We start from the raw sequence: 20,172 nt of genomic DNA, 5'->3' as shown, positions 1-20,172 counted from the left end.
TCACCAAGAGATGAAAATCTGCCGCACGTTTTGAGTTCGACGAAAGCTTTATCCATCAAGCGTGAAGGCCTGCCGGAAACGCTCAAGCGCGACCTCGCTGTCACCGCTGGCCCAGCCTTCGAGGCCGACGACACCGCTGTATCCCATGCCGAACAAGGCCCTGGCAATGGCGGGATAATGGATTTCACCGGTACCGGGCTCCATGCGCCCCGGGACGTCGGCGACCTGGATCTCGCCGATGGCGCTGCCGGCGCGCTGGATCAGTTCGATCAGGTTTCCTTCGCCGATCTGTGCGTGATAGAGGTCCAGGTTCATCTTCAGGTGCGGGCTGCCCACGGCCTCGATCAACGCCAGGGTGTCGTCGGCGCGGGCGAACGGCGTACCCGGGTGGTCGACTTCGGTATTGAGGTTTTCCAACAGGAATACCCGACCCGCGTCTTCGCCCAGGCGGGCGATTTTTTCCAGCGTCTTGCAGGCGCTCAACCACATGCGGCCGGTTGTCTGGGCCACGGGTTTGACCGGTAACCCCTGGTCGCCCAGGCCGGTGCCATGCAGGTTCAGGCTGGGGCAGCCCAATTGAGCGGCGACGGCCAAGGATTCCTGGGCGCTGTCGAGCAATTGCTGGATAGCCTCCGGATCGGTCAGGTTGCCGCAGATGTAGCCGGTCATGGAGGTGAAATCCGCGCCGGTCGCTACAAGGGCCTGGATGTCCTTGCTCGTCCAGTTCCATATCTCGACGCTGAAGCCCAGCGCGTGGATGCGTTTGACCCGCTCGATAAAGGGCAGGTCGAGAAAAACCATCTCGGCGCTGATCGCCAGTTTGAACGGTGTGAAGCTCATGAAAACGCTCCTTGCACACGCACTGTTTTGCCCTGTTGGAAGGATTCGATACAGGCGCGGGCGATGGCCAGTGCCGCCCGTGCATCTTCACCGCTGGCCAGAGGTTTCTCGCCGCTGCGCACGCAACTGACGAAGTGGTTGAGCTCGGCCACATAGGCATCACGCAGCAGGTCGGTGTCCATGCGCTGGGTATCGGCCTGGACCCCATTGGCCAGGTACCGCAGCAAATCAGAGTCGTTGACGTTGCCCATGGTCAGCATGCCAGCGCTGCCGAACACTTCGCCGCGGACATCGTAGCCATACACGGCCTGGAAATTGGCCTCGGCCGTGGCGATGGCGCCGTTATCGAAACGGATCGTGACCACCGCGGTGTCGAGAAACCCTTTGTCCTTGTAGGCCGGGGCGATCAGGGCATCGGCCATCACAAAAACCTCGACCGCCTCGGCGCCCGGATTCAGGTAGCGCAGGGTATCGAAGTCATGGATCAGCGTTTCCAGGAAGATCACCCATTGCGGCGAGGCGGCCGGGTTGTTCAGCGCTGGGTCGCGGGTCAGCGAGCGCAGCAGTTGTGGCGTACCGATCCGGCCGGCAACCACGTCCAGGTGAGCGGTGCGGAAACTTTTGGCAAAGCGACGGTTGAAACCGACTTGTAGCGTCACCCGTGCGTCGGCAGCGGCGGCGATGGCGCGGTCAGCTTCGTCCAGGGTGATGGCCATCGGTTTTTCACAGAACACCCCTTTGCCGGCCCGGGCCGCACTGATCACCAATTCGGCATGGCTGCGTGCCGGGGCGGCAATCAGCACGGCGTCGATGTCCGGGTCATCAAGTAATTGCTGTGGGTCGGTATAGACCTTCTGCACGTCCAGTTCTGCCGCCAGGCGTGCGGCTTGGCCGGGGGTAGGATCGGCGATGGCGGCGAGGCAGGCGCCGGGGATGTGCCGGGCGGCGGTCAGACCGTGAAAACTGCCCATGCGGCCGGCGCCGATGAGGCCAAGGCGAAGGGTCTTGGATGTGCTCATGAACATGACTCCCTTTATTGTTTTTACGACTCGGCGGTAAGAATGTCCTCGTCTGTCCAGGTAGGGAGCAAGCGCTGTGCCAATAATTAACTAGTTGATATTAAAGGGAATTTATTTGGTTTTATTCAAAATAATGTTCATTTAAATGACATGTCTATACTGACATGTCGAAAATATGAACATGTGGCCGGATATGAACCAGCAACCTGCAGCATTGAGCGCCGAAGACCGTGACTACCTCACCACGCTGGGCCCTGCGTCGTTGAACGAAGGGCCAGGCACTGCGCTGGATGAGGCTTGGCGCGCGTGCTTGCAGGGAGCTATCGAACGGCCTGCCGGGATCCGCCGGGTGATTTGGGAGTCCTGGTTGCGCAGCGTCGATGCCGGCCTCGATCCGGAAGACGGCGAGTACCGTTTTGTCGCGCCTGCCGACCTGACCGCGACACTGGCAGCCAACCGGGTGCTGATCGCCGCGGCGGCGCAAGTCATGCGCGGTTTGCTCGCCTATAACCCCAGGGGCCATATCAACCTGACCGATGCCGAAGGCACGACGTTGTATTTCTGTGGCCTGGACCTCACACCCATTGGCAGTCGATTGCTGGAGTCGGTACAGGGCACCAATTGCACCGGGCTGGCTATTGTCGAGGACCGTTTGGTGTATGTGCTGGCCGAGGAAAACTTCGGGCTTGGCCTGCGCCGGCGTCGCATGCATTGCGCCGCCGCACCGATCCGCGATGCCCAGGGCCGGACGCTGGGCATGTTGACCTTGACGGCAGAGCCCGGCTGGTTTCATTTCCATACGCTGGGCACGGTCCAGGCCGCGGCCGAGGCGGTCTCGCGGCAGATGGCGCTGCAAGCCTTGCTGGAAGAACAACAGACAGTCCTTGAAGTGCTCAACGAGGGCTTGGTGGTATTGGATGAGCAGGGCTGCATCAAGGCGCTCAACCATTACGCTCGGCAGTTGTTTCGCGTCGGCCATGACCTGCTCGGCAGCCCGTTCAAGAGCCTGGGCCAGAGCGAATTGACCGATGCAGTCCTGCTCGCGGGCGGGGAAGGCGTGCGCGACCTGGACTGCACCTTTGAGCTGCACGACCGCAGCCATCTGGCCTGCCTGGTGTCGGTCTGCCCGCTGGAGCAAGGCGGGCGGATTGTGTCGTTGCGCGAGAACCGACGCATCCGGGAAATCACCCGGCGGATCATTGGCACCCAGGCCAGCTACACCTTCGAAACCATCCTTGGCCGTTCACAGGCGATTGAGGATGCACTGCACCTGGCGCGGGTTGCCAGTCGCAGTGATTCGACCACGCTAATCCTCGGTGAGAGCGGCACTGGCAAGGAGTTGTTCGCCCAGGCCATCCATAATGGCAGCGATCGATGTGGCGGGCCTTTTGTGGCGGTCAACTGCGGGGCGATTCCCCGTGACCTGGTGCAGAGCGAACTGTTTGGTCATGTCGAAGGAGCGTTCACCGGAGCGGCGCGCGGTGGGTCGGCAGGCAAGTTCGAATTGGCCGATGGCGGGACGATCTTCCTCGATGAAATCGGTGATATGTCCTTCGATGCACAGGTCAGCCTGCTGCGTGTCCTGCAGGAAGGCGAGGTGACACGGGTGGGGGCGAAAAAATCGCTGCGGGTCAACGTGCGCATCATCGCCGCCACCCATCGCAACCTGAGCCAGGCAGTGGCCGAAGGCGCCTTTCGCGAGGACCTTTACTACCGGCTCAACGTGTTGAACCTGACGGTGCCGCCACTGCGAATGCGCCGCGAAGATGTGCCGTTGCTGGCGCGGCGTTTTCTTGCGCGATGTGCCCGGTCGCTACGCAAGTCGATGCAGGACCTTTCGCCCGCGGCGCTGGACATGCTCGGCGCCTATCACTGGCCAGGCAATGTTCGTGAGCTGGAAAATGTCATCGAGCGGGCGACCAACCTGGCGATAACCGAGCTGATCGAACCGAGCGATCTTGCCCTGGATATCAGGCAGCGAGGGCGCTCATCGACATGGGGAAGTGCCCCTGAGCCGCGGATGGCGCCGGATCTTGGTACCCATGAGATGAATGCCATCATTGCCGCCCTCAAAGACACGCGCGGAAACATCCGTCTGGCTGCTCAGCGGCTGAATGTGTCGCGGGGTGGGTTGTACAACAAAATGAGTCGGTTTGGACTCAAGGTCGATGCGTTCCGTTCTTAGCGGGATGCTGTCGTAAATGCTCTGGAAATTGCCACGATCCCTAGCTGGGCTGCTGGTATAGAGCGTGCGCGATAACGCGTAGCTGCCGTGATGGGGAGGCGTTAACGCGCAGTCCTGACGATGACAGACCAATGGGGAATGTAAAAATTTTACGGTTTTTTTACGGTAGGTGTTTTGGCCCACAACGATACTGGCCGCGATTTTCAGATCGTCCGAGCGCCTTGCATTTCCAATGGCCTTGGCAAATCGTATTGCTCAAGGATGGCATACACTTCCCCCCGTAATTTGAGAGACGCACCCCTTGAGCGAAGCAGCGATTCCCGCCCATGAAGACTCCCATGCCAAAACATCAGGAGTGGGCTTGCTCGTCGCCGCGGTGGGCGTGGTTTATGGGGACATTGGCACCAGCCCGCTTTACACACTCAAGGAAGTGTTCGCCGGTCACTACGGCGTCCAGGCCAATCAGGACGGTGTACTGGGTATTCTGTCGTTGATCTTCTGGTCACTGATCTGGGTCGTCTCGATCAAGTACGTGCTGTTCATCCTTCGCGCCAACAACCAGGGCGAGGGGGGCATCATGGCCTTGACCGCATTGGCTCGTCGGGCTGCGGCACCGTTTCCCAAAATGAGCAGGGTCCTGGTATTGCTCGGGCTCTTCGGTGCGGCACTGTTTTACGGGGACAGCATGATCACCCCGGCCATCTCGGTGCTCTCGGCGGTCGAAGGGCTGCAGCTTGCGTTTGATGGAATCGAACAGTGGGTCGTTCCGCTGTCCGTGGTCATCCTGGTAGCGCTGTTCCTGATCCAAAAACATGGCACGGCGCGTATCGGCATCCTGTTCGGCCCGGTCATGGTGCTGTGGTTCATGGTGCTGGGTGCGCTCGGCATTTACGGCATCCTGCAACGACCGGAAGTTCTGCAGGCGCTCAATCCTGCGTGGGCAGTGCAGTTTTTTGTGGTGCATCCGGGGATTGGCGTGGCCATTCTGGGCGCCGTGGTGTTGGCATTGACCGGTGCTGAAGCACTGTATGCCGACATGGGCCACTTTGGCCGCAAGCCCATTGCTCGCGCCTGGTTCATTCTCGTGTTGCCCGGCTTGGTGCTCAATTACTTTGGCCAGGGCGCCCTGATCCTGGGAAACCCGGAGACCGTGCGCAACCCGTTCTATTTGCTGGCGCCTGAATGGGCACTTTTACCGATGGTCGCGCTCTCCACACTGGCCACCATCATCGCCTCTCAAGCCGTGATCTCCGGTGCTTTTTCCCTGACTCGCCAGGCCATCCAGTTGGGTTACGTCCCTCGCATGTTTATCCAGCACACCTCCAGCCAGGAACAGGGACAGATCTATATCGGTACGGTTAACTGGGCGTTGATGGTGGGCGTCGTGCTGTTGGTGATTGGTTTCGAGTCGTCCAGTGCGTTGGCCGCAGCTTATGGCGTCGCTGTGACGGGGACCATGTTGATCACGACAGTCTTGTCCTCGGCCGTCGTCCTGCTCCTGTGGAAAACGCCGCGCTGGCTGGCCATCCCGATGCTGCTCGGATTCTTGCTGGTAGACGGTCTGTATTTCGCGGCCAATGCACCCAAAATTTTTCAGGGTGGCGCGTTCCCGGTGATTGCCGGCATCAGCCTGTTCATTTTGATGACGACCTGGAAGCGGGGCAGAAAGATTATTGTTGAGCGGCTGGATGAAACCGCACTTCCTCTACCGCTATTCATCGCCAGCATCCGTACGCAGCCTCCCCATCGGGTGCAAGGTACGGCCGTGTTTCTTACGGCCAGGACAGATGCTGTTCCTCATGCACTGCTGCACAACCTGCTGCATAACCAGGTTTTGCATGAGCAAGTGGTATTGCTCACAGTGGTGTCCGAAGACAGCCCTCGTGTGAGTGCTGACCGACGGTTTGAGGTTGAAGCCTATGGTGAAGGGTTCTTCCGGGTCAGTCTGCACTTTGGCTTTATCGAGGAGCCCGATGTCCCCTTGGCCTTGAGTCTCTGTCACTTGGCTGAACTGGACTTCAGTCCGATGCGCACCACCTATTTCCTCAGCCGGGAGACGGTGATCCCGACCAAGCGCATCGGGATGGCCCGTTGGCGAGAAACCCTGTTCGCGTTTTTGCTGAAGAACGCCAATAGCAACCTGAAGTACTTCAAGTTGCCGTTGAACCGGGTGATAGAGCTGGGCACACAGGTCGAGATGTAAAGGAGTCATCGAGTATCCAGAGGGGCTCGTTCAATGCGGGCCATTCATGCTGGATGAACCACGCGTCAGACGCTTGAGCGCGATAACCATCAGGCCCCCGGCTACAACCATTCCTGTGAGAAAAAGCGGATAGGCAATCCACCAGGGAACGGCTGAGGTCATCATGCTGAACTCGGACATGCCACCAATGCTGGCGATCAGGTTGAGAGGCAGGAAAACCACATTGATCAGCGTCAGTTTGCGTAACAGGTTGTTCATGGTGTTGTTCATCAAATTGCCGCGTGCGTCGATCAAGCCGGCAAACACCCTGGAGTAGATTTCCGCCTGTTTGTTGCACTGGGTATTTTCGATGATCAAATCGTCGATAAGCGCAATCGCCTCGACGCTGAAGTGCTCTTTTTCCGCATGGTTGCGCAGCCGAGTCAGGACAGCGCCATTGCTGTGAATCGCATTGATGTAGTAGATCAGGCTTTCGCTGAGGTTAAACATCTGGACCAGATGTCGATTCTCCATCGAGGCGTTGAATCTCTGCTGCAGCTCGCGAGCCACCATCTTGATCACCTTGAGGTGGCCCAGGTAGTGGTGGAGGTTGTTGAACAGTATGTCCAGCAGCACATCTTGCGTTGTGTGCAAGGGGTGCCGCTGCCCCAATCCACTCAACTGGGAGTCGTCAGTCGCGATTATCAGCAAGCGTGTTTTAGAGAAGAGCAAGCCGAACGATGAGACCTCGAAGGCCAGGCTATCTCCGCCCGAGTAACTTTCCGGACGCTTCCAGATCAAGAACAGGTTATCCGGATGGAATTCGATGCGTGAGACTTCGTCCGGATCCAGTGCCGAAGCCAGCGCGTGATCGTCCAGTTTGAACTCGCTGCGCAACAGATCTCGTTCTGCCGCATCGGGATTACTGAACAACATCACATCAGCATTGAGCTGTTCAACCGGTACCAGCGCCCCGTTGGCGAGCAGAAAACTCTTGATCACGTCTGACCTATGGCGTTGTTGACAGAGGAAGTCAGTGTCTTGCAGGTCGTGTAGCGGATCAAGTATTCACCAGGCCTGACCGCGACGTTTCAGCTCAAGACGGCGAATGAACTCTTCCAGAACCAGGGAATACAGGTCGTCCTGCAAGTAGGCGTCTTCGATGCCCGCGTCCATGTTCGGGTTGTCGTTAACCTCGATGACCACCACCTTATCCCCCGACTGTTTCAGGTCGACCCCGTACAAACCATCTCCAATGAGATTTGCGGTCTTCACCGCCAGCTCCACCACCGCCCGCGGTGCTTCGTGAACCGCCAAGGTGCGGCATTCCCCATTAATGTCCTGGCTCTTGGCCTTGTGGTTGTAGATTTGCCAGTGACCTTTGGACATGAAGTACTGGCAGGCGAAAATCGGTTTGCGGTTGAGTACGCCGATGCGCCAGTCGTACTCGGTGTAGAAGAACTCCTGAGCCAGTAGCAATACCGAGTGCTCGAAGAGCTCAGCGGTGGCATCCAGCAGCGCCTGTTGGCTTTCAACCTTGATTACGCCACGGGAAAAACAACCATCGGGAATCTTCAGCACTAATGGAAAGCCCAGGCGTTCACCGACTCGCTCGAAGTCTTCCGGTCGCTCCTTGTAGAGAATCTCGGTTGCCGGCATACCCAATTGATGGCTCTTGAGCAGATCAGTCAGGTACACCTTGTTGGTACAGCGCAGTATTGAAGTGGGATCGTCCATCACCACCAGGCCTTCGCTTTCCGCCTTCTTGGCGAAGCGATAGGTGTGGTTATCCACGCTGGTGGTTTCGCGAATCAGCAGGGCGTCATACTCGGCGATTCGCGAGTAGTCTTTCTTTTCGATCAGATCGACATCAATGCCCAGGCCTTTGCCCACCCTGATAAAGCTTTCCAGTGCCTTGGCATTGGAAGGCGGCAACGATTCTTGTGGGTCATGCAATATGGCCAGGTCGTAACGGGCCACGCGGGGTGACCGCGGTACTCGCCAGATCTTGCGGCTGAAACTGTCCAGCGAGTTGGCAAATTGATCCTCCTGGTCTTCGCGTAGCTTTTGCAAGACGCCAGGCTTTATCCCCTCAATGTGCCAACTATTGCTTTTACGGAACTCCACCAGGAGGATCGGACATGGGAATATTTCGAAAATTTGCCGGGCCAGTTCCTGCAAGGGCTCAAGGTTGGTTTTACCAAAGTAAAGAGTGAGCGTGAATCCTTCGGTATTACTATAAAGGTGGTTGTTCAGTGCTTTGTCCAGCGCCTTGTCCAAGTCATCCAGCGCGAGGCTGTACAGTGATTTTCGGGTCAACTCGCTGATGGTTCGCACAGACGGAATAACTTTATGGCCGCGTGCTTCTGCCAGCAATGAGCAGTAATACCCGTGTCCTAGGTACTTGTAGCTCCGACACAGATTAATAACCTGAACACGCTTGCCCGCCTCGCTTTCAAGGGGTTGCTCGAGATACTCCTGGGCACTCATCACATCGTCTGATGGGAAATAAGACGCCCAGTCTTCTTTACGCTCAACAATAATAACGACTTGGCTTTGCTGCCTCTGTGCACTCGATAAATAAGTAAGGTTTGATATTGCCGCTAACCGATTTTGCTCTGATACTTCACGCCGATCACCCTGTGCCGCTGACATATGAGAAGGTCCGTTGGAGAACAAGTCCTTATCTATTAAGCACGATACTTTTTAGAAGTCTCGTTTCGTTACGCAACTTTTACGGCGGCTATATGAACCTGGTATTTCGCAAGGCGACACACGATGATCTGAAGTCTCTGCTGGAATTGGAAAACCAGTGCTTTACCCATGACCGGCTGACGCCGCGCAGTTTCCAGTGGATGATCGGCCGAGCCCATGCCAGCCTGATCGTCGCGCAGGCCGAGAGCCAATTGATGGGCTACTGCCTGGTCTTGTTCCACCGCGGCACCTCGCTGGCGCGTCTGTACTCCATCGCCATCGCCACCCATAGTCGTGGCCTGGGCTTGGGGAAACAGTTATTGGATCAGGCGGAAGAGTGCGCACGCGCGAACGACTGCGCCTACCTGCGACTGGAAGTCCGACCGGATAATCCGGTTGCCATCAGTCTTTATGAGCGCAATGGGTACCGGCGCTTCGCCGTGGTAAACGACTACTACGAAGACCATTTGCATGCGCTGCGCTTGGAAAAGCGTGTTGTGCAGCCTCGGGAAAACCGTGAGCTCCAGGTACCTTACTACCAACAGACCACTGAGTTTACCTGCGGCCCGGCTTGCCTCTTGATGGCCATGAAGGCATTGCAACCCGGTCGTTTAATCGGGCGTAGGGACGAACTGCAGATCTGGCGTGAAGCCACCACGGTGTTCATGACTTCAGGGCACGGTGGTTGCAGTCCCCAAGGGTTGGCGCTCGCGGCCTGGCGCCGGGGGTTTCGAGTACGCTTGCAAGTGAGTATCGCAGGTCCGCTATTTCTCGACGGTGTGCGCGACGAACATAAAAAAGAAGTAATGCGCCTGGTACATGAAGCGTTCTGCAGCGAACTCGCGCAGAGTGATGTGGAGCAGGTGAGTAGCAACCAACTGGACCTGGCCCTCGCACTGAAGGAGGGCGGTCAACCCCTGGTGTTGATCAGCTGCTACCGACTGACGCGCTCAAAAGCCCCACACTGGGTTATTGTCACTGATTACGATGAGGACTTCGTCTACCTCCATGATCCAGACATTGATCATAGTCAGCACCGTCAGGCACTTGACTGCCAGCATCTTCCCGTCAGCCACAAGGCATTCGACAAAATGTGTGTTTTCGGCGGCAATAAGCTACGCGCCTCCGTGACGATTTACCCTCGTCAATCTATGCCCAAGGTATGAAGCGATACCCAACCCTGTTTCTGTAATGAAGTGGATAGAACGACCAAATGGCGAGCCCCTGCACGACGACCGCTGCTGTCACGACGGCGACGATGGCGTGATTCGGATCGGTGAAGAGGGAGCGCACCAGGCCGAACAAGGCCGGGGCGAAGGCGTAGGTGGCTTGGCTGATCGCGACCATCAGGGCGATCACCCTGGCGGTTTGTTCACGGCTGAACTCGGTCTGGGCTATCAGTGGCGGCAAGGAGGTGGCATTGCCAATGCCCGAACCGATCAACACCACGGCTATCCAGGCCACTGTCGGGTGAAGGTCCAGACCGAGAAGCATCAGCGTGCCCAGCATCTGGATGGCATAACCGAGGCAGGCCAGTTGTCGGCGGTTCATGCCTTGGATCATCAAGCGTGCGGCGACGTATCGGCCGCCCATCGCACTGGCAGTGGCCAGACCCATGGCGAATGAGGCGTCATGCGCCCCCATGCGACCCACCAGGATCGAGTACAGGTGCGCGATCAAGCCGATCTGGGCGAACAGCCCCAAGGACATGCCGGCTGCCAGGGTGCGGAAACTTGCCGACCTGAGGGTCTGCATGGCGGTCCACGGCGTGGCGCCGGCGCTGATCGGCACGGGTTCCGGTTGGTCTGCATGGTCGGGATGTTGTCCTAGGCTTTGTGGGCTTTTGTTGAAGACCAGGAAAGCGAAGACGCCTATGAGCAACACCGCGACAATGCTGATTACCAGCGCCGCCATGGCAAAGCCGAAACGCTCGATCAGTAACACCCACAGCGGCGAAAAGATCACGCCACCCAGGCTGGCGCCGTTGTAGGCCTTGCCCAGGGCCTTGGGTCTTTCCTTGACGTACCACGGCGCGATCAGGGTGTTAACGGCCGCGGCACCCAATGTCACCCAGCCGATACCCGAGCAGACGGCGCCCGTATACAGCACCCATAACTGGTTGGCGTGAGCCCAGATGTTCACGCCGATGCCCAGGACGATGCTGCCCAGCAGGGTGATGGCGGGTATCCCGACGCGTGCGTAAAGGCGTGGCAGGTTGGCGATGACAAGCGTGCCGCTGAGAAAGTGCAAGGTCACGGCAGCCGAGACCTGGGCGATCGGCCAACCCGTGCGCTCCATGACCGCTTGCATATAAATCGGCGGCCCATAGAAGCCGATTCCCCAGCCGATAATCGCCAGGATGAACGTGCAGGCCAGTACGGTTTTTCCAAAAAAACGGGTGCGTGTCATCGCCATCTCCTCCATGTTTGGCTCATAGGCTATGGGCTCGACAGGTTCCTCACTTCGTGGTGCGTCGAACAATGGATGTCGAGCGAGGGCCGGGGCTGGAAGGATGTTACAAACTTGCCATTCCCCTTTCGGGCCGATGACAGCAGAACCGACTATCCTTGCGGACACTGAATTTGAACACTGCATCCATAAAAAAAAGAGACGCCATGACACATTATGATCGCGCCATCGGCTCCAGACCCGGCATCACACGCTGTGATCAAACCTGTAAGGCCAGGTCCCGGTTGCTCAAGATAATTTCAATGACGGCTTTCTGTCTCTTCGCGGCAACGCCCGGATACGGCCAGGATCTACCGGCAGCGACGGACGCCACGGTGACGGTGAATCAAGCACAGGAAATGGTTGCCAAGGCCACTCTCGGCGCCGTTCCCTGGAGTGGCCCCGAATCCGGCCCGCGCGCCCAGCGCGGCAAGAGTATCGCCATTGTCGCAGAAGATATGCGCAACGGAGGTATTGTCGGTGTCGCCCAGGGCGCTCGCGAGGCCGCCAAGGCGATGGGCTGGACGCTGAGGGTATTCGATGGCGCTGGCTCCTCGGCCGGGCGTGCAAAGGCCTTTGCCGATGCCCTGGCGGCGAACCCCGATGGCCTCATTCTGTGCGGTGCCGACGCCCTTGAAAACAAGGCGGCGCTGGCCGTCTTCGCCGACAAGGGCGTGCCAGTGGTGGGCTGGCACGCCGGAGAGCGGCCCGGGCCGATTGATGGGACGCCGATGGCCATGAACGTCACGACCGACCCGCTCGAAGTGGCTCGCATCACGGCCATGGCGGCAGTGGCGCAGTCGAACGGAAAGGCCGGGGTGGTCATCCTGACCGACTCCAGGTACAGCATCGCCATGGCGAAAGCCAAGGCCATGGAAAACGTGATTCGGGCCTGTCGGGAGTGCTCGTTGCTGGAGGTGCGCGATGTCGCGATCTCCGAAAGCCGCGAGAAAATGCCGGCGATCACCACGGAACTGCTTCAGCGCCATGGCAAGCGTTGGACCCACACGTTGGCCATCAACGATATCTATTTCGACTACGCGGTGGCCACCTTGGCCAGCGCCGCGATACCCCGCGACGGCATCAGTCTGATGTCGGCCGGTGACGGGAGTGCTTCGGCGTTCTTGCGCATACAGGAAAAAAACTACCAGACCGTCACCGTGGCCGAACCGCTCAATGTGCATGGCTGGCAGGTGATCGATGAATTGAACCGACTGATGGCAGGTCAGCCGGTGAGCGGTTTCGTGGCACCGGTTCACTTGGTCAATGCCGACAATATCACCTTGGACGGCGGGACGAAGCTCCTGTACGACCCCAGCAATGGTTATCGAGACATCTATCGATTCCAGTGGAATCCCTGAGCGCTGGACGTGGCTCACGGCCAGGGAGCCTGGGTCTCCCTGGCCGCCAACGGTCTATCGAAAAATAATGGCGTCGACCTGTCGATTTCGGCCATTGCCATTCGATTAGTCCGTAGAGCCGCCACAAGGGCGGCTTGATCCATCCATTCTCAGGAGATACCAGCATGCGATTTATGGTGATCGTCAAAGCCAGTCCGGAATCGGAAGCCGGAGAAATGCCCAGCGCGGACCTGCTGGCCGCCATGGGGGCCTACAACGAAGAACTGGTCAAGGCCGGGGTGATGCTCGCCGGTGAAGGCCTGCATCCCAGTGCCGAGGGCGTGCGCGTGCAGTTTTCCGGCAAGGACCGGACGGTGATCGACGGGCCCTTTGCTGAAACCAAGGAGCTGATCGCCGGCTTCTGGATCTTCAAGGTCCAGTCATTGCAGGAGGCCATCGACTGGGTCAAGCGCTGCCCGAACCCGATGGTCAGCGACAGTGAAATCGAGATCCGCCAGATCTTCGAGCTCGAGGAGTTCGGCGAGTCCTTTACCCCTGAATTGCGCGAGCAGGAAGAACGCTTGCGGGCCCGGATGTCCGGCCAATCGTGAAACCGACTGCAGGAGACCCGACCATGAGAATCATTCCTTACCTGACCTTCAACGGTAACTGCAAGCAAGCCTTCGCCTTGTATGAGGAGGTACTGGGCGGCGAACTGTTTTCCATGTCTTTTGCCGAGGCCCCCGAGGAAACCGGGATGCCCAAGGATCCCAACCTGATCATGCACACTTGCCTGACCGTCGGCGCTTTCAGCCTGATGGCCTCCGATTGCCCGCCAGGCCAGCCGTTTCGCAAGCCGCAAGGCGTGTCGGTTTCCCTCAACGTCGACAGCGTGGAGGAGGCCGAGCGGCTATTTAAAGGCTTGAGTGCAGGTGGCAGCGTGTACATGCCCTTGGAGAAGACCTTTTGGGCGGAACGCTTTGCCATGTTCGAAGACCGTTTCGGGATTGCCTGGATGGTCAATTACGAGGGGGGAAAATAAGTCGAGCGCAGCCCATGGATGGACGACTCGGGTGAACCTTGCGCCAATACTGCGTTACGGGGATGGAGACTGACACTCCGCCATCGCGAGCAAGCTCGCTCCCACAAGGGATCAGGCTGAATTTGGCCGCTGCCTCAGTGCCGATAAGGAATTCGCATGCATCCAACCTCGTCCACATTCCCCTTGAACGCCGCCGTCGAACGCGAGCTCAGTCCGCGTGCGGTCAGTACGGGAATCGTCCTCGGTATCCTGCTGACGCCTTCCAATGTCTATGCCGGGTTGAAGATCGGCTGGTCGTTCAATATGTCGATCATTGCCTTGCTGGTTGGCTATGGCATCTGGCAAGGCTTGGCGAGTCGATCGGTGGGGCGGCTGCCCTGGACGCTGCACGAAAGCAACATCAACCAGACCGTGGCCTCTGCCGCTGCGTCGATCATTTCCGGTGGGCTGGTCGCGCCCATCCCGGCCTATACCTTGCTGACCGGCCAGCAGTTGGACGCCATTCCCATGGTGGCCTGGGTCTTTTCGGTGAGTTTCCTGGGGATTTGGATTGCCTGGTACCTACGGCCCTCATTGCTCAATGACAAGGCGCTGAAATTTCCCGAGGGCATGGCGACCCTGGAAACCCTGCTGCATATCTATAACCACGGCCACGAAGCCGCGACGCGCTTGAAGGTGCTGCTCAGCGCCGCGTTGCTGTCCGGGCTGGTCAAGGCGGTCGACACCTTCATGTGGACCATCCCGCGCTGGTCTCCGAGCGCCCAACTGGAGCGCCTGACGTTTACCGCTGACCCTTCGCTGTTGTTAGTGGGGTTCGGCGGCATCATCGGTATTCGCGTGGGCCTGACCCTGCTGCTCGGTGCCTTGCTGGCGTGGGGCGGGTTGGCGCCGTGGCTGCTGGAACAAGGCTTGGTGCGGTTGCCGCACGGTAGCAGCGGCCCGCAGTTCGCGGCACTGGTGGAGTGGTTGCTCTGGCCAGGGGTGAGCCTGATGGTCTGCTCGACCCTGGCCTCGTTGGCGATTCGCTTGTGGGCATTGCACCGGTCCACCAAGGCGGGCGGCGGGGCGATCTGGACGATACCCAAGCCTGGGCCTGCCACTGGTTTTGTACTGTCGATCATCCTGGTGGTGAGCCTGCAAGTGCTGTTGTTCGGCATCAATCCGTGGATGGCCTTGTTGACCATTCCCTTGGCGATCTGTCTGGCGGCGGTGGCCGCCCGGGTGGTGGGCGCCACGGGCATTCCGCCGATCGGGGCCATCGGCCAATTGTCCCAGTTGAGCTTTGGCATCGTCGCGCCGGGGCAGGTGCCGATCAACCTGATGAGCGCCAACACCGCCGGTGGTTCGGCCGGGCAGTGCACCGACCTGATGAATGACTTCAAGGTCGGCCGGGCGATCGGCGCCACGCCTCGCAAGCAGCTGATCGCCCAGACCCTGGGGATTTTCGTCGGTAGCATCGTCGGGGTGTTGGCTTACCTGGCGCTGATCCCGGACCCGCAAACCATGCTGCTCACCGAAGAGTGGCCGGCCCCGGCGGTCGCCACCTGGAAGGCCGTGGCGCAAACCCTGACCCTGGGCCTGGACTCGTTGTCAGCGAGCATTCGCTGGGCGATTTTCATCGGCGGCCTGGTTGGCTTGCTGTTGGGAGTCCTCGACAGCCTGCTGCCGGCGCATCGGGCCCGCTACTTGCCAAGCACGGCGGCCTTGGGCTTGGCTTTCGTCTTGCCGGCCTCGGTGTCCCTGATGATGGCCCTCGGTGCGGTGCTGACGTGGTTGGTGAGCTGTCGCTGGCCGAGCCTCACGGAACGCTTCGCCATCACCGCGGCGGCGGGGTTGATTGCCGGGGAGAGCATTACCGGGGTGGGGGCGTCGTTGTGGCAGATGCTTGGGGATGGGTGAGGGGAGCAACTATATCGAAGCACGGTCGTAGCGTATTTCAGGGTGGGTGTGTGTATCCGTTGCTGCGGTAACGGCCACTGGCGGTTCCGCCCTTACGGCGGGTCACTTTTGGAAGAGCGCCAAAAGTAACCAAAAACGCTTTGCCCCACCACTCGGCACCTCGCCTAGGCTCGGTGTGCCCGAACGAAGGCATTGCTCCGTGGGCCGCCGCGAAGGGCCATCCATGGCCCAGCGCGGCTACCTCGGCATCCATGCTGAGGTGCCCACTGCGCAATGCCTGCGTTCGGCCAGCGTGGTTTAACGGGGCGTCCAGATCAAGATCAAAAGCAAAGCAAGAGCGGGGCATGTCCAACATCTATGTGGCTGCGCCATCGCTATCGCGAGCAAGCTCGCTCCCACAAGGGATATTTAGCAAACACCAAACCGATATACACCCAAGATCACCTGTGGGAGCGAGCTTGCTCGCGATCAGGCCGGCATATCCAACATCACCGTAAACTGACACACCGCTTTCGCGAACAAGCCCGCTCCCACAGGAGAAACGCGGTCCCACCAAGAACCAGGTCGGCTACCAGGCCGCCTCGCGGTGGACGTTGATCTCGGGCGCCCCGTTAACCACGCTGGCTGAACGAAGGTATTGCGCAGTGGGCAACCCGGCATGGATGTCGGGTTAGCCGCGCTGGGCCATGGATGGCCCTTCGCGGCGGGCCCACGGAGCAATGCCTTCGTTCAGGCATGCCGAGCCTAGGCGAGGCACCGAGTGGTGGGGCAAAGCGTTTTTGCTTACTTTTGGCGCTCTTCCAAAAGTGAGCCGCTGTAAGAGCGGAACCATAAGCGGCCGTTACCGCAGCAACGGATATACACACCAAAGCAACTAGACACCGAGCTTTCTCAAAAAAAACCAAAAAAAACGGCGCTTCCCATTTCTGAAAGAAGCGCCGTTTTTCCTAAGTGAACAGCATTACAGTCGTGCCGGGACGTTCAACCCCTCTCATGCAGTACGACCACCGAGCACTTCAGCCACCCAATCGGCAATGTACTGACCAGCATTGATACTGTTATCGAAACTCGAATGCTGCACGCCACCCTCACGTTCGGTGAAGACTTTCAGCTCGCGCTTCGGACTGTTGACCAACTGCTCGTAGGTACGGTGTGCCCACTTCAGGGGAATCTGCGAATCCTTTTCACCGTGGGTGACCAGGAAAGGCACCTTGATGCGATCCAGGATGCCGTCCAGATGAACATTCTCGGCGATGGCCATGAACTCATCGGTGTCTTTGGCGCCCCATACCCAGGCCACGTGCGACCAGTAATGCGGCACCGGGAAGCTGCCTTCCTTTTCCAGGCGACGCTTCTGTACATCACGCCAGTCATGGTTGGCACCCCACACCACGCCGCAAGCGAAGCGCGGCTCGAAGGCGACCGCGCGCGGGCAGTAGTAGCCGCCCAGTGACACACCTTCCAGTCCAATGCGTTTGGCATCGACATCGTCGCGGGTTTCCAGCCAGTCCACTACACGGCTGGCCCAATGCTCACTGTCGAAACGCGCCGTCAGGTGATGCAGGCGCAGTGCTTCGCCTGTGCCAGGCTGGTCGATAATCAACGACGACACGCCCCGTTTGGCCAGCCAGGCGGGCAGGCCGACGCGGTATTTCATTTCTTTGGTGGAATCCAGTCCATTGACCTGCACCAGAATCGGCGCTGGGCCGCTGACGCCTTCGGCACGGACCAGCAGGCCGGAAATGTGCTTGCCTTCGTAAGGGATTTCAACGCGCTCGCAGTTTTCTCGTGCCAGTTCGATACCGCGTTGGAAGGTGTGCAAAAAGCGCTGGTACAGCTCCGTGCGGCCAGGAGCGCCATGGGCCTGCAGGCGTTCGCAGCTCAGGTAGTAGGTGGCGGCGCGGTTGTATTTTTCCCCGGCAGACAACATTCGACCCTTGCCTTCGTCTTCTTCAGCCAGGCCGCACAGCTTGTCGGCCATGTTCGCCCAGGTCTCACGGAAGGCCTTGCTACCGGCGGCGTCCGGTTGTTTGGCGGCCTCCTGCAGCGGCGCGCACATTTCTTCGATTTCGCCGATGCGGGCGCCCATTTCAATGGCCAGGTCGACGGAAAGATTCCACACGTAGTTGGTCGGGAAGTAGCGGAACATGATTGTTATTGTCCTTGTGCAAGCAACGGCAGGCGGCCAGGTCCGGCGCGGGAATGGCCAGGCCTGACGGTTCGAAGCAGGCTAAGGGGAGGCCAATGGTTTGGCCAATCGCGAGTCGGGATGGGAGGTATTGCGAACGCTGATAGAGCGTGTGTGCGCCATGGCCTAAGGGTTCACTTCTCACTGTTCAAGCCGCAAATCCGGATACCTATCATCGTACTTTGCGATTGCTCATAACGCAGGATGCGATTGGTGTCGTCGAGGTACGACTCATTAGAGTTGCGGCTACACCGCGCTATTGGTCGGAGTCCCTGGCGCGCACAACAACAAGAATAAGGTATCGGCAGATGAGTGAGTCCAAACCCGGCACAGCGATCAGCCTGGGCGCCAAGGGCAGGCTGTTTTTCCATGACCGTGCGAGGAGTCGGACATGCCTGTACTGAGCCGTGTGTTTGGCAATCTATCGGTGGGGGCCAAGCTGTCGCTGGGTTTCGGCCTGGTGCTGCTGGTGACGTTGGCGGTGGCGGTCACTGCTTTTCGTTCCCTGGGTGTGTTGCAGCAGCGCGGTGAACAATCGCGTCAGGAGTCGTCGATCCAGGCACTGATCCTGCGTGCGCGTATCGCCGAGAAAGCATTCGCCCTGGACCTTGCTCCACAGCGCCTGGACCAGGTCCGCGAGGTGATCGGCACACTGAACCGGCAACTCGATGCTGAGCCCGCCAATAGCGCAGTACGCACGGCCGCTAGCACGTATCTGGAGCAGTTTCTCGGCTATGCCGATTCGTTGCGTCGGGCTCGGGAGGCGCGCTTGCGCATGCAGGCACTGGCGCAGACGGCTGGCGACAGTTTTACCCTGCTGTTTCTCGATCAACTGGATGTGCTCAACACCCGGTTGGGGCAGGGGACACCGCCGGACAGCGATCAGATGGTGCGGCTTGAGCAGACGGCCGCGTTGCGGGACAAACTCGCCAAACTGCGTGACAGCGAGCTGTACTACTCGCTCGATGGCGAGGAGCGTTACCGCAGCGACTGGGAAATGAGCATGAGTGACCTGCTGGCCGCCATGCAGGCACTGGATCTTGGCGAGCAGCAAGGCGAGTCGCTGCAGGAGGCGAGCACTGCCCTGGGCGACTACCGCAAGGCCTTCCGCGAGTTCGTCGACAGCCGTGGGCAAAGTGCGCAAAGCAGTGCGGCGATGAACGCGCAGACCGAGCAGGTAAGCAAGCTGCTGGCCCAGGCCGATGAGCAGCAAAGGCAGGCGGTCCTGGACGATAATCGCAATGCCGATCGCCAATTGGGTTTGATCACTGTTCTGGCACTCGCCTTGGGCATTGGCGCCAGCCTGCTGATCCGCCAGTTGATTGTGCAGCCGTTGCGCCAGGCCGTGCAGTTGGTCCAGCGCGTAGCAGCGGGGGACTTGAGTGATCCGCCGTCAGACAGTGGTCGTCGTGATGAGTTGGGCCAACTGTTGGGCACCGTGGGCAGCATGTTGGGCAGTCTGCGGGGATTGGTCGGGCGCATCGACCGAGGTGTCGGCTCGCTTAACGGCATGGCCGGCAGTTTGGCCGAAGTGACCTTGAGCAACAGCCGTGGTGTCGAACATCAACGCCAGGAAACCGAACTGGCCGCCACCGCCATGCAACAGATGGCCGCCACGGCGCAGGAGGTCGCGCGCAACGCGGGTGAGGCCAGCGAAGCGGTGGCGCATGCCGACCAACAAGCACGTGAGGGCGATGAACTGGTTCGCCAGGCGGGTGGCAAGATCGACCACCTGGCCGTGGAGATGAGTGGTTGTGCCGAGGCCATGCGGTCTTTGCTGGTGGAGAGCGCGGCGATTGGTGGTGTGCTCGATGTCATCAAGGCGGTGGCCGAGCAGACCAACCTGCTGGCGCTCAACGCCGCCATCGAGGCCGCGCGGGCGGGGGAGCATGGTCGTGGCTTCGCTGTGGTCGCCGATGAGGTGCGTGGCCTGGCACGACGCACACAGCGCTCGACCACGGAAATCGAAGGGTTGATCGTTCGTCTGAGCAGTGTTGCCCAACAAGCCGCCGAGCGCTTGCAAGGCAGCCATGTGCTGAGCGATGAAACGGTGGTGCTTGCCGCACAAGCCTCCCAGGCACTGGCGCGGATTACCCGGGCGGTGTCCCGCATCGAGCAGATGAACCAGCAGATTGCCGCGGCTGCCGAGCAGCAGAGTGTGGTGGCCGAGCAAGTCAGCCAGAGCATGACGCGGGTGCGCGAAGTGGCCGAGGGCAGTGCCAGGGAAAGCCTGCAGCTGCAAGTCTCGACGGCCGATTTGCAACAGGTTGGCAGCGAGCTCAAGGCGGCCGTCGGGCACTTTCGTACCTGACCTCGCCCGCGAGCAATGGCTGCT

At 59.5% G+C, this 20,172-nt stretch carries 14 protein-coding genes and 1 pseudogene; 9 read left to right on the top strand and 6 right to left on the bottom strand.

Annotation, left to right across the window (positions count from 1 at the left end; translation table 11 throughout):
* Nucleotides 1-48: 48 nt before the first annotated feature.
* Both AB4Z20_RS05585 and AB4Z20_RS05580 read right to left on the bottom strand, forming a co-directional pair.
* Nucleotides 49-840 (bottom strand): TIM barrel protein, encoded by a 792-nt coding sequence (locus AB4Z20_RS05585; RefSeq protein WP_442089487.1) that lies wholly within the window; start codon nucleotides 838-840, stop codon nucleotides 49-51.
* Nucleotides 837-1,859, bottom strand: coding sequence for a Gfo/Idh/MocA family oxidoreductase (locus AB4Z20_RS05580; RefSeq protein ID WP_320390267.1), 1,023 nt, complete (start codon nucleotides 1,857-1,859; stop codon nucleotides 837-839). The genes AB4Z20_RS05585 and AB4Z20_RS05580 overlap by 4 nt, the downstream gene beginning before the upstream one ends.
* Nucleotides 1,860-2,052: 193 nt before the next feature.
* Here AB4Z20_RS05580 and AB4Z20_RS05575 point away from each other — a divergent pair, with 193 nt between their 5' ends.
* Nucleotides 2,053-4,044 (top strand): sigma-54-dependent Fis family transcriptional regulator, encoded by a 1,992-nt coding sequence (locus AB4Z20_RS05575; protein WP_442089486.1) that lies wholly within the window; start codon nucleotides 2,053-2,055, stop codon nucleotides 4,042-4,044.
* A gap of 301 nt (nucleotides 4,045-4,345) precedes the next feature.
* The gene (locus AB4Z20_RS05570) at nucleotides 4,346-6,247 is read left to right on the top strand and encodes a potassium transporter Kup (RefSeq protein WP_253473607.1); all 1,902 of its coding nucleotides are present in this window, start codon (nucleotides 4,346-4,348) and stop codon (nucleotides 6,245-6,247) included.
* 30 nt (nucleotides 6,248-6,277) lie between these two features.
* On the opposite strand, the gene AB4Z20_RS05565 is transcribed toward AB4Z20_RS05570, so the two are convergent.
* Both AB4Z20_RS05565 and AB4Z20_RS05560 read right to left on the bottom strand, forming a co-directional pair.
* Nucleotides 6,278-7,228 carry a magnesium transporter CorA family protein gene (locus tag AB4Z20_RS05565; RefSeq protein WP_214509220.1) on the bottom strand — a complete coding sequence of 317 codons (951 nt, stop codon included), beginning with the start codon at nucleotides 7,226-7,228 and terminating at the stop codon, nucleotides 6,278-6,280.
* Between the two features lie 66 nt (nucleotides 7,229-7,294).
* The gene (locus tag AB4Z20_RS05560) at nucleotides 7,295-8,881 is read right to left on the bottom strand and encodes a RimK family protein (RefSeq protein ID WP_442089485.1); all 1,587 of its coding nucleotides are present in this window, start codon (nucleotides 8,879-8,881) and stop codon (nucleotides 7,295-7,297) included.
* A gap of 92 nt (nucleotides 8,882-8,973) precedes the next feature.
* Here AB4Z20_RS05560 and AB4Z20_RS05555 point away from each other — a divergent pair, with 92 nt between their 5' ends.
* Complete coding sequence (locus tag AB4Z20_RS05555) at nucleotides 8,974-10,086, top strand: peptidase C39 family protein (RefSeq protein ID WP_442089484.1); 1,113 nt, start codon at nucleotides 8,974-8,976, stop codon at nucleotides 10,084-10,086.
* Here the strand turns inward: AB4Z20_RS05555 and AB4Z20_RS05550 are convergent.
* Complete coding sequence (locus AB4Z20_RS05550; RefSeq protein ID WP_442089483.1) at nucleotides 10,070-11,329, bottom strand: MFS transporter; 1,260 nt, start codon at nucleotides 11,327-11,329, stop codon at nucleotides 10,070-10,072. The genes AB4Z20_RS05555 and AB4Z20_RS05550 overlap by 17 nt on opposite strands.
* A 380-nt stretch (nucleotides 11,330-11,709) precedes the next feature.
* Here AB4Z20_RS05550 and AB4Z20_RS05545 point away from each other — a divergent pair, with 380 nt between their 5' ends.
* From AB4Z20_RS05545 to AB4Z20_RS05530, 4 genes are all read left to right on the top strand, one after another.
* Complete coding sequence (locus tag AB4Z20_RS05545; protein ID WP_214509363.1) at nucleotides 11,710-12,729, top strand: substrate-binding domain-containing protein; 1,020 nt, start codon at nucleotides 11,710-11,712, stop codon at nucleotides 12,727-12,729.
* A gap of 164 nt (nucleotides 12,730-12,893) precedes the next feature.
* Entirely contained in the window at nucleotides 12,894-13,319 is a 426-nt protein-coding gene (locus AB4Z20_RS05540; RefSeq protein ID WP_253473620.1) for a YciI family protein, read from the top strand.
* A gap of 23 nt (nucleotides 13,320-13,342) precedes the next feature.
* Complete coding sequence (locus AB4Z20_RS05535; protein ID WP_442089482.1) at nucleotides 13,343-13,750, top strand: VOC family protein; 408 nt, start codon at nucleotides 13,343-13,345, stop codon at nucleotides 13,748-13,750.
* A gap of 156 nt (nucleotides 13,751-13,906) precedes the next feature.
* Complete coding sequence (locus AB4Z20_RS05530; RefSeq protein ID WP_442089481.1) at nucleotides 13,907-15,649, top strand: OPT family oligopeptide transporter; 1,743 nt, start codon at nucleotides 13,907-13,909, stop codon at nucleotides 15,647-15,649.
* A 991-nt stretch (nucleotides 15,650-16,640) separates the two neighbouring features.
* Here the strand turns inward: AB4Z20_RS05530 and AB4Z20_RS05525 are convergent.
* A complete protein-coding gene (locus AB4Z20_RS05525) occupies nucleotides 16,641-17,798 on the bottom strand; it encodes an alpha/beta hydrolase family protein (RefSeq protein WP_018600356.1) in 1,158 nt (385 codons plus the stop codon).
* Between the two features lie 430 nt (nucleotides 17,799-18,228).
* On the opposite strand from AB4Z20_RS05525, the pseudogene AB4Z20_RS05520 reads away from it, so the two are divergent.
* Nucleotides 18,229-19,290: pseudogene (locus tag AB4Z20_RS05520) on the top strand (HAMP domain-containing protein); the annotation flags it as partial.
* Complete coding sequence (locus AB4Z20_RS05515) at nucleotides 19,285-20,148, top strand: methyl-accepting chemotaxis protein (RefSeq protein ID WP_442089574.1); 864 nt, start codon at nucleotides 19,285-19,287, stop codon at nucleotides 20,146-20,148. The pseudogene AB4Z20_RS05520 and the gene AB4Z20_RS05515, both read left to right, overlap by 6 nt.
* Nucleotides 20,149-20,172: the final 24 nt, after the last annotated feature.

It is taken from the genome of Pseudomonas sp. KB_12 (assembly GCF_052114545.1).
GTDB lineage: Bacteria > Pseudomonadota > Gammaproteobacteria > Pseudomonadales > Pseudomonadaceae > Aquipseudomonas > Aquipseudomonas brassicacearum.
The sequence above is the reverse complement of the archived record's forward strand: the minus strand, read 5'-3'. Positions and strand labels throughout refer to the sequence as shown.

What these genes read in the sequence shown, in the direction of transcription:
- AB4Z20_RS05585 (WP_442089487.1), bottom strand. Translation starts at nt 840, where the DNA reads ATGAGCTTCACACCGTTCAAACTGGCGATCAGCGCCGAGATGGTTTTT.
- AB4Z20_RS05580 (WP_320390267.1), bottom strand. Translation starts at nt 1,859, where the DNA reads ATGAGCACATCCAAGACCCTTCGCCTTGGCCTCATCGGCGCCGGCCGC.
- AB4Z20_RS05575 (WP_442089486.1), top strand. Translation starts at nt 2,053, where the DNA reads ATGAACCAGCAACCTGCAGCATTGAGCGCCGAAGACCGTGACTACCTC.
- AB4Z20_RS05560 (WP_442089485.1), bottom strand. Translation starts at nt 8,881, where the DNA reads ATGTCAGCGGCACAGGGTGATCGGCGTGAAGTATCAGAGCAAAATCGG.
- AB4Z20_RS05555 (WP_442089484.1), top strand. Translation starts at nt 8,974, where the DNA reads ATGAACCTGGTATTTCGCAAGGCGACACACGATGATCTGAAGTCTCTG.
- AB4Z20_RS05550 (WP_442089483.1), bottom strand. Translation starts at nt 11,329, where the DNA reads ATGACACGCACCCGTTTTTTTGGAAAAACCGTACTGGCCTGCACGTTC.
- AB4Z20_RS05540 (WP_253473620.1), top strand. Translation starts at nt 12,894, where the DNA reads ATGCGATTTATGGTGATCGTCAAAGCCAGTCCGGAATCGGAAGCCGGA.
- AB4Z20_RS05535 (WP_442089482.1), top strand. Translation starts at nt 13,343, where the DNA reads ATGAGAATCATTCCTTACCTGACCTTCAACGGTAACTGCAAGCAAGCC.
- AB4Z20_RS05530 (WP_442089481.1), top strand. Translation starts at nt 13,907, where the DNA reads ATGCATCCAACCTCGTCCACATTCCCCTTGAACGCCGCCGTCGAACGC.
- AB4Z20_RS05525 (WP_018600356.1), bottom strand. Translation starts at nt 17,798, where the DNA reads ATGTTCCGCTACTTCCCGACCAACTACGTGTGGAATCTTTCCGTCGAC.
- AB4Z20_RS05515 (WP_442089574.1), top strand. Translation starts at nt 19,285, where the DNA reads ATGTTGGGCAGTCTGCGGGGATTGGTCGGGCGCATCGACCGAGGTGTC.